We start from the raw sequence: 12,500 nt of genomic DNA, 5'->3' as shown, positions 1-12,500 counted from the left end.
GGCTCAATTCTCAGATGAACAAAAACTTCAGTCGCTTTCGCCTGCGTAGCGTTGCCGCGGTGGTTGCCAGTGCGCTTGCAGCCACGGCAGCCTGGGCCGTAGAGCCTTTCACGGTGCGCGACATTCGCGTCGAAGGTCTGCAACGCGTCGAAGCCGGTACGATCTTCGCGTCGCTGCCGCTGCGCGTGGGTGATACCTACAGCGACGAGCGCGGTTCCGCCGCCATCCGCGCGCTGTTCGACCTGGGGTTGTTCAAGGATGTGCGCATCGATGTGAACGGCAACGTGCTGGTGGTGATCGTCGAAGAGCGGCCGACCATTGCAGACGTCGATTTCGTCGGCACCAAGGAGTTCGACAAGGCCGCGCTGCAGAAGGCGCTGCGCGAAGTCGGCCTGACCGATGGCCGTCCCTACGACAAGGCACTGGCCGACCGCGCCGAGCAGGAGCTCAAGCGCCAGTACGTGAGCCGCAGCCTCTACAACGCGCAGGTCGTGACCACCGTCACGCCCATCGAGCGCAACCGCGTCAACCTGACCTTCACCGTGACCGAAGGCGAATCGGCCCGCATCCGCGAAGTGCACGTGGTAGGCAACAAGGCCTTCAGCGAATCGACGCTGCTGAGCCTGTTCGACCAGGACAGCGGCGGCTTCATGAGCTGGTACACCAAGTCGAATCAGTATTCGCGCGCCAAGCTCAACGCCGACCTCGAAACCCTGCGCTCGTACTACATCACCCGCGGCTACCTGGAGTTCCGCATCGACTCGACCCAGGTTGCCATTTCGCCGGACCGCAAGGACCTGACGGTGACCGTGAACATCAGCGAAGGCGAGAAGTTCGTGGTGTCGAGCGTCAAGCTCGACGGCAACTACCTCGGTCGCGACGACGAGTTCAAGTCGCTCATCACGATCAAGCCGGGCGAGCCCTACAACGGCGAGCAGGTCACCGAGACCACCAAGGCCTTCAACGACTATTTCGGCACCTTCGGCTATGCGTTCGCACGCGTGCAGGCGCGCCCTGACATCGACCGCGTAAACAACCGCGTGGCGCTCACGCTGCAGGCCGAACCTTCGCGCCGCGTGTACGTGCGTCGCGTCTCGGTGGGCGGCAACAACAAGACCCGCGACGAAGTCATCCGCCGCGAGTTCCGCCAGTACGAAGCCTCCTGGTACGACGGCGACAAGATCAAGCTCTCGCGCGACCGCGTGGACCGCCTGGGCTTCTTCACCGAAGTGAACGTCGAAACGCAGGAAGTGCCCGGCTCGCCCGACCAGGTGGACCTGACCGTCAACGTGGCTGAAAAGCCCACCGGCAGCCTGCAACTCGGCGCCGGCTACTCGAGCGCCGAAAAGGTCGCGCTGACCTTCGGCATCTCGCAGGAAAACGTGTTCGGCTCTGGCAACTTCCTGGGCGTGCAGGTCAACACCAGCAAGTACAACCGCACGCTGTCGCTGACCACGACCGACCCGTACTTCACGCCGGACGGCATCTCGCGCACGATCAGCGTCTACCACACCACAACGCGCCCGTATCAGACCTCCACCGATGGCGACTACAAACTGGTGAACCAGGGCGCTTCCATCCGTTTTGGCGTGCCGTTCAGCGAAGTCGATACCGTTTTCTTCGGCATCGGTCTCGAGCGCTATGCGTTCGACCCCAACAGTTCGACGGCATTCTCCGGTCTGTACACGCCGCCGTCTTACCTTGCCTATTTCCAGTGCCAGAAGGATGCCACGGGCTTGCTGGTGGTCAGCTGTGATCAGAAGAGCGTCTGGGGCGTCCCGCTGAGCGTCGGCTGGGGCCGTGACAGTCGCGACAGCGCACTGATCCCGACCACGGGCCGGCTGCAGCGCGCCAACCTCGAAGTGGGTGCGGCCGGGGACATGAAGTACATCAAGACGAACTACCAATACCAGCAGTTCTTCGCGATCAGCAAGCAGTACACCTTCTCGATCAACGGCGAAGTCGGCTATGCGAAGGCGCTCGGCAACAAGGTCTACCCGATCTTCAAGAACTTCTATGCCGGTGGCCTGGGTTCGGTTCGTGGCTTCGAGCAGAACTCGCTGGGGCCGCGCGATGCCCCTCTGTTCCTCCAGAGCGAAGGTGCAGCCCTCGGTGGTACCAAGAAGGCAGTCTTCAATGCCGAATTGAGCACGCCGTTCCCGGGTGCCGGCAACGACCGCACGCTGCGCTTGTACGGCTTCTTCGACGCCGGCAACGTGTTCGGCACGCGTGCCGCTGGCGTGACCGACGAGCAATGGAAGGCCGAGAAGAAGTTGCGCGCGTCGGTCGGCCTGGGCGTCAGCTGGATTTCGCCGCTGGGCCCGCTGCGTCTTGCTTATGCCTTCCCCGTCAGGTCCCAGAAGGAAGTCGGGCAGCCGTTTACAGCCGGGTATATCCCGAAGGATAGAATTCAGCGCCTCCAATTCCAGATCGGAACGTCTTTCTAAATGAAGCATTTGATTCGCGCTGCGGCAGGCGCGTTGTTGATTCCCGCTCTCGCATTCGCTGCGGTGCCCGCCCAGGCGCAGGAAACCTTTCGCATCGGTTTCGTGAACCCGGACCGCGTGCTGCGTGAGGCACAGCCGGCCAAGACTGCCCAGGCGAAGCTCGAAGCCGAGTTCCTGAAGCGCGAGAAGGACCTGACCGCACAGGGTGACGCCCTGAAGGCGGCTTCTGAGAAGTTCGAGCGCGAGGCGCCCACCCTGTCGGAAAGCCAACGGGTCACGCGCCAGCGCGCGCTGGTCGACCAAGACCGCGACTTCCAGCGCAAGCGCCGTGAATTCCAGGAAGACCTGAACGCGCGCAAGAACGAAGAGCTCCAGCAGGTTTACGAGCGCGCCAACCGTGTCGTGAAGCAGGTGGCCGAGGCAGAGAAGTACGACGCCATCCTGCAGGAAGCGATCTACATCAATCCGAAGCACGACATCACCGACAAGGTGATCAAGGCGCTGAACGCGTCGGTCGGCTCTCCTACGCCTGCGGCCGGCAAGTAACGCCGCGAACCGGCGTGTCACTGCAGCTCGGAGCCATCGTTGACGCCCTTGGGGGCGAGCTCCATGGCGATGCGGCGCTGTCTATCGAGCGGCTTGCGCCGCTGCAGAATGCACAGCCCGATGCGCTCAGCTTCCTGAGCCATCCCAAATACCAGCAGGAACTGGCGGCCTCGAAGGCTGCTTGCGTGATCGTCTCGCCCGCCATGCGCGAGGCGGCTGCGGCGCGTGGCGCTTTCATCGTCACGCCAGATCCGTACTTCTACTTTGCCCGCCTGACGCAGCTCTGGAAGGCGCATCATGCGCGCCCGGAGGCTGATTTCATCCACCCCAGCGCCGTGATCCACGCCGAGGCGCAGGTCGACGCGACGGCGCGCATCGGCGCGCTGTGCGTGGTGGAGCGGGGCGCGCGCATTGGTGCGGGCACGGTGCTGAAGTCGCGGGTGACGGTCAGCGAAGACTGCACCATCGGCGAGCGCTGCCTGCTGCACCCGGGTGTGGTCATCGGCGCCGACGGCTTCGGCCTCGCGCCGCACGAGGGGCGCTGGGTCAAGATCGAGCAACTGGGTGCGGTGCGCATCGGCGACGACGTCGAAATCGGCGCCAACACCTGCATCGACCGTGGCGCGCTCGACGACACCGTGATCGAAGACGGCGTAAAGCTCGACAACCTGATCCAGATCGGCCACAACGTGCGCGTCGGCAAGAACACCGCGATGGCGGGCTGCGTTGGCGTGGCCGGCAGCGCCGTCATCGGCGCCAATTGCACTTTCGGCGGTGGCGCCATCGTGCTGGGCCATCTGACAGTGGCCGACGGCGTGCACATATCCGCCGCGACCGTGGTCACCCGTTCAATTCACAAGGCCGGCCAGTACACCGGTATGTTTCCCATCGATGACAATGCGAACTGGGAAAAAAATGCGGCAACGCTCAAGCAGTTGCACAGCCTGCGCGAACGACTGAAGGCGCTGGAGAAAGCTCCCTCGAAAAAATGACGACGATGCAGGAACAGAAAATCATGACGACGACGCTCGATATCCATCAAATCCTCAAGCTGCTGCCCCACCGATACCCGTTCCTGCTGGTGGACCGCGTGCTCGACATGGAAAAGGGCAAGCGCATCACGGCGCTCAAGAACGTGACGATGAACGAGCCGTTCTTCAATGGCCACTTCCCCCACCGTCCGGTGATGCCGGGCGTGCTGATGCTGGAAGCCATGGCCCAGGCCGCAGCCCTGCTGTCGTTCCATTCGCTCGACATCGTGCCGGACGACAACACCGTCTACTACTTTGCCGCCATTGACGGTGCGCGCTTCAAGCGCCCGGTGGAACCCGGCGACCAGCTGACGCTCGAAGTCGAAATCGAGCGCATGAAGGCGGGCATTTCCAAGTTCAAGGGCCGGGCCCTGGTGGGCAGCGAGCTCGCCTGCGAGGCAACGCTGATGTGCGCCATGCGCCAGATCAGCTGATCCGGCTGCAGACAGTCGTTTCACAAGGCATGACCCAGGTTCATTCGACAGCACTCGTCGACCCCAAGGCACAACTCGACGCCTCGGTGTCGGTCGGGCCCTATACCGTGATCGGCCCGCACGTGCGGGTGGGCGCGGGCACCACCATCGGCGCGCACTGCGTGATCGAAGGGCGCACGACCATCGGGCGCGACAACCGGATCTTCCAGTTCTCGTCTCTCGGCGCCATACCGCAGGACAAGAAATACGCCGGTGAGCCGACGGAACTCGTCATCGGCGACCGCAACGTGATCCGCGAGTTCTGCACCTTCAACCTCGGCGTGCCGGGCGCGGGGGGCGTGACACGCGTGGGCAGCGACAACTGGATCATGGCGTACACGCACATCGCGCACGACTGCCGTGTCGACAACCACACCACGCTGTCCAACAACACCACGCTGGCGGGGCATGTGCACCTGGCCGACTGGGTCACGGTCGGCGGGCTCACGGGCATTCACCAGTTCGTTTCGATCGGTGCCCACGCCATGCTTGGCTTTGCCAGCGCTGTCACGCAAGATGTGCCGCCCTTCATGCTGGTCGACGGCAATCCGCTGGCTGTGCGCGGCTTCAACGTCGTCGGTCTGCGCCGGCGCGACTTTTCCGCCGAGCGGCTCGCGGCGGTGAAGCAGATGCACCGCCTGCTGTATCGCCAGGGCAAGACGCTCGAAGAGGCGCGCGCGGGCATCGCCGCGCTCGCGACGGAAATGCCGGAAGCGGCAGGCGACGTCGCGCTGATGGAAGCCTTCCTCGCCAACTCGACGCGCGGCATCGCGCGCTGACGTGACGGCGATGCAGAAGGACGAACAGCGACGTTTCGCGCTGGTCGCGGGTGAAGCCTCCGGCGATCTGCTAGCAGGGCTGCTGCTCGACGGCCTCCAGGCCCGTTGGCCCGATCTCCAGACCGCCGGCATCGGCGGCCCCCGGATGCTGGCCCACGGCTTCCAGAGCTGGTGGCCCCAGGAAAAGCTCGCGGTGCGCGGCTACATCGAGGTGCTGCGGCATTACGCCGAGATTGCCGGCATCCGCCGCAAGCTCAAGGCCCGGCTGCTGCAGGAACGCCCCGAGCTCTTCATCGGCGTTGATGCGCCCGATTTCAACCTCGACCTCGAGGCCGGCCTGCGCAGCCACGGGATGAAGACAGTGCACTTCGTCTGCCCGTCGATCTGGGCCTGGCGGCCGGAGCGCGTCGAGAAGATCCGGGCGGCGGCTGACCATGTGCTGTGCATCTTCCCGTTCGAGCCCGCATTGCTGGCGGAGCACGGCGTGGCCGCGAGCTACGTCGGCCACCCCATCGCCAACGTGATCCCGATGACGCCTGACCGCGCGGCAGCGCGTGCTGCGTTGGGTCTGGCGCCCGATGCAAAGGTTGTCGCGTTGCTGCCGGGCAGTCGTCGCTCGGAGATTCGCTACCTGGCCGCACGTTTCTTCGCTGCAGCCGCACTGATGCAGAAGGCGCGCCCGGAACTCCAGTTCGTGGCCCCCATCCTGCCGGGCCTGCGTGCCGAGGTTGAGGCCCTGCTGCAGGCCAGCGGCATGGCCGGGCGCGTGAAGTTGCTCGATGGCCAGTCGCACGCTGCGCTGGCCGCCTGCGACGTCACGCTGATCGCCAGCGGCACCGCCACGCTCGAGGCTGCGCTGTTCAAGCGGCCGATGGTCATCGCGTACAACATGAATGCGCTGTCTTGGCGTTTCATGCAGCGCAAGCAGTTGCAGCCGTGGGTTGGCCTGCCCAACATCCTGTGCCGCGAGTTCGTGGTGCCCGAGTTGTTGCAGGAAGCCGCCTCGCCCGAGGCTCTGGCCCAGGCCACGCTGGCCTGGCTCGACGCGCCCGCGAAAGCGCAGGCCCTGCAACAAAGATTTTCAGAGCTGCATGTGCAATTGCAGCGCGATACGCCGACACTTTGCGCCGATGCGATCCAGAAAGTTCTTGAAGGCTGAGCAGGCCCCGCTGGTGTGGGACGCACCGGGGCTGATGGCGGGCGTCGACGAGGCGGGGCGTGGCCCCCTGGCCGGCCCGGTGGTGGCTGCCGCGGTGATCCTCGACGACCTGCGGCCGATTCGCGGGCTGGCCGATTCCAAGACTCTCACGGCCCTGCAGCGCGAACGCCTGCACGATCAGATCCTGGCCAAGGCGCTGTGCTGTTCCATCGCGCAGGCCACCGTCGAAGAGATCGACACCCACAACATCCTGCAGGCCACCATGCTTGCGATGCGGCGCGCGGTCGAAGGGCTGCGGCTGAAGCCCGTCAAGGTGCTGGTCGATGGCAATCGCCTGCCGACGCTCGACGTGCTGGCCGAAGCCATCGTCAAGGGCGATTCGCGGGTGAAGGCCATTTCCGCTGCGTCGATCCTGGCGAAAGTGCATCGCGACCGGCTGTGCGAGCAGTTGCATGCCGAATTTCCGCATTACGGCTTTGCCGGCCACAAGGGCTACGGCACGCCCGAGCATCTGGAAGCGCTGCAGCGCCACGGCGCGTGTGTGCACCACCGCAGGTCGTTCAGCCCAGTGGCCGCAGCGCTCGCCCGCACGGGCGGTGTCTTGAATGTGGTGCTGTCGACCGAATCCGAGCAGCCAGCGATGCTGGTTGGCGCCGCCGAGGCCGCGCGCCCCGAACTTCGCGCAGCGCCCTGAACCCCCGATGACCTCCGACACCGGCGCCAGCCACATCAGCTCGCGCGACAACCCGCTGCTCAAAGACCTGCGCAAGCTTGCGCAGGACCCGGGTGCTTACCGCAAGCTCGGCCGCCTTTGGCTCGAAGGCGACCATCTGTGTCGGGCGGCGCTGGCGCGGGGTGTCAAGCCCGCGATTGCCGTGTTTTCGGAGTCTTTCTGGCCCCAAGCACCTGCTGAATGGGCGAGCAGTGCTATCAAAACTGTAGTGGTTGCCGACGACCTGTTGCGCGGCATCAGCGGGTTGGAATCGCCTGCACCCATGGGCTTCGTGCTCGACCTGCCATCCCGCCCGGAACTGATTCCCGACGCCCCCAGCGTCGTGCTCGACCGCCTGCAGGACGCCGGCAATGCGGGTTCCATCCTGCGCAGCGCCGCCGCCTTCGGCTTTACCCAGGTGATCGCGCTCAAGGGCACGGCCGCGCTGTGGGCGCCGAAGGTGCTGCGCGCCGGCATGGGCGCCCATTTCGGCCTGCGGCTGATCGAAGGCGTGGACGCCGACGTGCTCGACGGTCTGAAAGTGCCGCTGGTGGCGACCAGTTCGCACCGCGGCGAGTGGCTCCACAAGGCCGAACTGCCGCACCCCTGCGCCTGGCTCATGGGCCACGAGGGGCAGGGCGTTTCGCCCGTGCTGGAAGCCCGGGCGACCCACCACATCCGCATCGCGCAGCCGGGCGGCGAGGAGTCGCTCAACGTGGCCGCCGCCGCCGCGATCTGCCTGCATGCGAGCGGAGCAGCCCTGCAGGCCAAATAACACACTCAGTCCGGGCTACAATCGGGGGCTTACTCGCAAATCAGCGTCGCCCGGCCGCCTTTAACGCCAAAATCCCCTTAAGCAGCAGCTCGCAGGCAACGCGCCTGGGGCTCCGGGCGACCGTAACCATCCGGAGAACCCAGTGCTTTTGTCTCTCAAGGGAAGTTTCCCGCCCGCCATCCTGGCGCTCGCAGACGGCACGGTCTTTCAAGGCAATTCGATCGGAGCCGCCGGCTCTACGACCGGTGAAGTGGTGTTCAACACCGCCATGACCGGTTACCAGGAAATCCTCACCGACCCGAGCTACTGCCAGCAGATCGTGACGCTCACGTATCCGCACATCGGCAACTACGGCGTCAACGGGGAAGACATCGAAGCCGACAAGATCCATGCCGCGGGCCTGATCATCAAGGACCTGCCTCTCGTCGCCTCCAACTTTCGCAAGACTGCCACGCTGACCGAATACCTCGTGTCCGGCAAGACGGTGGCCATCGCGAACATCGACACCCGCAAGCTCACGCGCCACCTGCGCACCCACGGTGCTCAGAACGGCTGCATCCTGGGCCTGGCCGAAGGCGAGACTGTGACGCAGGCGCTGATCGACAAGGCCATCGCCGCCGCCAAGGCCGCACCGAGCATGTCGGGCCTCGACCTCGCCAAGGTGGTGTCGGTCAAGCAGACCTACGAATGGACCGAAACCGAGTGGAAGCTGGGTTCGGGCTACGGCGTGCAGATCACGCCGAAATTCCACGTTGTCGCCTTCGACTACGGCGTCAAGAAGAACATCCTGCGCATGATCGCGCAGCGCGGGGCGCGCATCACCGTGGTGCCGGCGCAGACGCCCGCGGCCGACGTGCTCAAGCTCAAGCCCGATGGCATCTTCCTGGCCAACGGTCCCGGCGACCCGGAGCCTTGCGACTACGCCATCAGCGCCGTCAAGGAACTGATCGAGACCGGCATTCCCACCTTCGGCATCTGCCTGGGCCACCAGATCATGGCGCTGGCCTCCGGCGCGAAGACCTTCAAGATGAAGTTCGGCCACCATGGCGCGAACCATCCGGTGAAGGATCTCGACAACGGCCGAGTGAGCATCACCAGCCAGAACCACGGCTTCGCAGTCGACGAGAAGTCGCTGCCGGCCAACCTGCGCCCCACCCACATCAGCCTGTTCGACAACACGCTGCAGGGCCTGGCGCGCACCGACAAGCCCGCGTTCTGCTTCCAGGGCCACCCTGAAGCCTCGCCGGGTCCGCACGACATCGGCTACCTGTTCGATCGCTTCACGGCACTCATGGAAAAGAACAAGACGGAAAAGACGGAGAAAGAGAATGCCTAAGCGCACAGACCTCAAATCGATCCTCATCATCGGCGCCGGCCCGATCATCATCGGCCAGGCCTGCGAGTTCGACTACTCCGGCGTGCAGGCCTGCAAGGCGCTGCGCGAAGAGGGCTACAAGGTCATCCTGATCAACAGCAACCCCGCGACGATCATGACCGACCCGGCCACGGCCGACGTCACCTACATCGAGCCCATCACCTGGCAGACGGTCGAAAAAATCATCGCCAAGGAGCGCCCCGACGCGATCCTGCCGACCATGGGCGGCCAGACTGCGCTCAACTGCGCTCTCGACCTCTGGCGCAACGGCGTGCTCGACAAGTACACCGGCGCGGCCACCAACAAGCCGGTCGAGCTGATCGGCGCCACGCCCGAAGCCATCGACAAGGCCGAAGACCGCCTTAAGTTCAAGGACGCGATGACCAAGATCGGACTGGGCTCGGCTCGCTCCGGCATTGCGCACTCGATGGACGAAGCCTGGGCCGTGCAGAAGTCGGTCGGCTTCCCCACCGTCATCCGCCCCAGCTTCACGCTCGGCGGCACCGGCGGCGGCATCGCCTACAACCCGGAAGAATTCGAGACCATCTGCAAGCGCGGCATCGAAGCCTCGCCGACCAACGAACTGCTGATCGAAGAGTCGCTGCTCGGCTGGAAAGAGTACGAGATGGAAGTCGTGCGCGACAAGGCCGACAACTGCATCATCGTCTGCTCGATCGAAAACCTCGACCCGATGGGCGTGCACACCGGCGACTCGATCACCGTAGCCCCCGCGCAGACGTTGAGCGACAAGGAATACCAGATCCTGCGCAACGCCTCGCTGGCTGTGCTGCGCGAGATCGGCGTCGACACCGGCGGCTCGAACGTGCAGTTCTCCATCAACCCGAAGGACGGCCGCATGGTCGTCATCGAGATGAACCCGCGCGTGTCGCGTTCGTCGGCGCTGGCCTCCAAGGCCACGGGCTTCCCGATCGCCAAGGTCGCGGCCAAGCTGGCCGTGGGTTACACGCTCGACGAGCTGCGCAACGAAATCACGGGTGGTGCCACGCCCGCGTCGTTCGAACCGTCGATCGACTACGTGGTTACCAAGATCCCGCGTTTCGCGTTCGAGAAATTCCCGCAGGCCGACTCGCGTCTCACGACGCAGATGAAGTCGGTGGGCGAGGTGATGGCCATGGGCCGCACCTTCCAGGAATCGTTCCAGAAGGCCCTGCGCGGCCTTGAAGTGGGCGTCGACGGCCTCAACGAGAAGACGCAGGACCGCGAAGTGCTCGAAAAGGAACTGGGCGAGCCCGGCCCCGAGCGCATCTGGTACGTGGGCGATGCCTTTGCCATGGGCTTGAGCGTCGATGAAGTGTTCGTGCTGACGAAGATCGACCCGTGGTTCCTGGTGCAGATCGAAGAGATCGTGAAGATCGAACTCGAGCTCGAAACCAAGTCGCTCGACGACATCGACCGCGACACGCTGCTGGCGCTGAAGAAGAAGGGCTTTTCCGACCGCCGCCTCGCCAAGCAGCTCAAGACCACCGACACGGCCATTCGCGAGAAGCGCCGCGCCCTGGGCGTGCGCCCGGTCTACAAGCGCGTGGACACCTGCGCAGCCGAGTTCGCGACCAACACGGCCTACATGTACTCGACCTACGAGGACGAGTGCGAAGCCGACCCAACGGACAAGAAGAAGATCATGGTGCTCGGCGGCGGCCCGAACCGCATCGGCCAGGGCATCGAGTTCGACTACTGCTGCGTGCACGCCGCGCTCGCCATGCGCGAGGACGGCTACGAGACCATCATGGTCAACTGCAACCCCGAGACCGTGTCGACCGACTACGACACCTCGGACCGCCTGTACTTCGAGCCGCTCACGCTCGAAGACGTGCTCGAGATCGTCGACAAGGAAAAGCCCCTTGGTGTGATCGTGCAGTACGGCGGCCAGACGCCTTTGAAGCTCGCGCTCGATCTCGAAGCGAATGGCGTGCCGATCATCGGCACCTCGCCCGACATGATCGATGCGGCCGAAGACCGCGAGCGCTTCCAGAAGCTGTTGCATGAGCTGGGCCTGCGCCAGCCGCCGAATGCCACCGCGCGCACCGAACCCGAAGCCCTCGAAAAGGCCGCGGCCCTCGGTTATCCGCTGGTGGTGCGCCCGAGCTACGTGCTCGGCGGCCGCGCGATGGAAATCGTGCACGAGCAGCGCGACCTCGAGCGCTACATGCGGGAAGCCGTCAAGGTCAGCAACGATTCGCCGGTGCTGCTCGACCGCTTTTTGAACGACGCCGTCGAGTGCGACGTCGACTGCATCCGCGACGCCGAAGGCGGCACGCTGATCGGCGGCGTGATGGAGCACATCGAACAGGCCGGCGTGCACTCGGGCGATTCCGCCTGCTCGCTGCCGCCCTACAGCCTGAACGCCGACACGGTGGCCGAGCTGAAGCGTCAGAGCGCCGCGATGGCGGCCGCGCTGAACGTGGTCGGCCTGATGAACGTGCAGTTCGCCATCCAGCAGAAGGACGGCAAGGACGTCATCTACGTGCTCGAAGTGAACCCGCGTGCTTCCCGCACCGTGCCTTACGTGAGCAAGGCCACGGGCATCCAGCTCGCCAAGGTTGCGGCTCGCTGCATGGCGGGCCAGTCGCTGAAGTCGCAGGGCATCACGAAGGAAGTGACGCCGCCGTACTTCAGCGTGAAGGAAGCCGTGTTCCCGTTCGTCAAGTTCCCGGGCGTGGACACCATCCTTGGCCCCGAGATGAAGTCGACCGGCGAAGTGATGGGCGTGGGCAAGACCTTCGGCGAAGCCTTCGTGAAGTCGCAGCTGGGTGCGGGCACGCACCTGCCGAAGTCGGGCAAGGTCTTCATCTCGGTGAAGAACAACGACAAGGCGCGCGCGGTCGAAGTGGCACGCGGCCTGGCGAAGCTGGGCTTCGAGCTGATTGCCACCAAGGGCACGGCCGCCGCCATCAGCGCTGCCGGCATCGAGTGCGCGACGGTGAACAAGGTGACCGAAGGCCGCCCGCACATCGTGGACATGATCAAGAACAACGAGATTGCTCTGGTCATCAACACGGTGGAAGAGCGCCGTAACGCCATCACCGATTCGCGGCAGATCCGCACCTCGGCACTGCTGGCGCGCGTAACCACCTTCACCACGATCTTCGGTGCCGAAGCCGCGGTCGAGGGCATGGGCTTCATGGACGAACTCGGCGTGATCTCGGTGCAGGAGATGCACGCGCAACTGGCCTCGGCCTGAG

At 64.8% G+C, this 12,500-nt stretch carries 10 protein-coding genes; all 10 read left to right on the top strand.

Translation table 11 applies throughout. The features are described 5' to 3' along the window. The first annotated feature begins 14 nt into the window (after window positions 1-14). The 10 genes from bamA to carB all read left to right on the top strand — a co-directional run bounded on the left by bamA (window position 15) and on the right by carB (window position 12,499). On the top strand, window positions 15-2,447 hold the full coding sequence (bamA, locus tag ACSFCA_RS01290) for an outer membrane protein assembly factor BamA (RefSeq protein WP_258354488.1): 2,433 nt from the start codon (window positions 15-17) through the stop codon (window positions 2,445-2,447). Continuing rightward, the gene (locus tag ACSFCA_RS01285; RefSeq protein ID WP_258354489.1) at window positions 2,448-2,993 is read left to right on the top strand and encodes an OmpH/Skp family outer membrane protein; all 546 of its coding nucleotides are present in this window, start codon (window positions 2,448-2,450) and stop codon (window positions 2,991-2,993) included. It abuts the gene before it with no gap. A 14-nt stretch (window positions 2,994-3,007) separates the two neighbouring features. Then, complete coding sequence (gene lpxD / locus ACSFCA_RS01280) at window positions 3,008-3,985, top strand: UDP-3-O-(3-hydroxymyristoyl)glucosamine N-acyltransferase (RefSeq protein ID WP_435458357.1); 978 nt, start codon at window positions 3,008-3,010, stop codon at window positions 3,983-3,985. Window positions 3,986-4,008: 23 nt separating this feature from the next. Continuing rightward, the gene (fabZ, locus tag ACSFCA_RS01275; protein ID WP_013541729.1) at window positions 4,009-4,458 is read left to right on the top strand and encodes a 3-hydroxyacyl-ACP dehydratase FabZ; all 450 of its coding nucleotides are present in this window, start codon (window positions 4,009-4,011) and stop codon (window positions 4,456-4,458) included. A gap of 29 nt (window positions 4,459-4,487) precedes the next feature. Then, a complete protein-coding gene (gene lpxA, locus ACSFCA_RS01270; protein ID WP_093073883.1) occupies window positions 4,488-5,276 on the top strand; it encodes an acyl-ACP--UDP-N-acetylglucosamine O-acyltransferase in 789 nt (262 codons plus the stop codon). Between the two features lie 10 nt (window positions 5,277-5,286). Then, window positions 5,287-6,435, top strand: coding sequence for a lipid-A-disaccharide synthase (lpxB, locus tag ACSFCA_RS01265; RefSeq protein ID WP_258354492.1), 1,149 nt, complete (start codon window positions 5,287-5,289; stop codon window positions 6,433-6,435). Then, the gene (gene rnhB, locus ACSFCA_RS01260; RefSeq protein ID WP_435458356.1) at window positions 6,407-7,129 is read left to right on the top strand and encodes a ribonuclease HII; all 723 of its coding nucleotides are present in this window, start codon (window positions 6,407-6,409) and stop codon (window positions 7,127-7,129) included. The genes lpxB and rnhB overlap by 29 nt, the downstream gene beginning before the upstream one ends. Window positions 7,130-7,136: 7 nt before the next feature. Further along, entirely contained in the window at window positions 7,137-7,922 is a 786-nt protein-coding gene (locus ACSFCA_RS01255) for a TrmH family RNA methyltransferase (RefSeq protein WP_435458355.1), read from the top strand. A gap of 142 nt (window positions 7,923-8,064) precedes the next feature. Beyond that, window positions 8,065-9,258: a glutamine-hydrolyzing carbamoyl-phosphate synthase small subunit gene (carA, locus tag ACSFCA_RS01250; protein WP_258354495.1), complete on the top strand. Its 1,194-nt coding sequence runs from the start codon at window positions 8,065-8,067 to the stop codon at window positions 9,256-9,258. Then, the gene (gene carB / locus ACSFCA_RS01245) at window positions 9,251-12,499 is read left to right on the top strand and encodes a carbamoyl-phosphate synthase large subunit (protein ID WP_435458354.1); all 3,249 of its coding nucleotides are present in this window, start codon (window positions 9,251-9,253) and stop codon (window positions 12,497-12,499) included. The genes carA and carB overlap by 8 nt, the downstream gene beginning before the upstream one ends. Window position 12,500: the final 1 nt, after the last annotated feature.

Origin of the sequence: Variovorax multivorans (assembly GCF_051216835.1) — a bacterium.
Classification (GTDB): domain Bacteria; phylum Pseudomonadota; class Gammaproteobacteria; order Burkholderiales; family Burkholderiaceae_C; genus Variovorax.
Note: the sequence above shows the minus strand (reverse complement) of the source record. Positions and strands in the feature narration are given on the sequence as shown.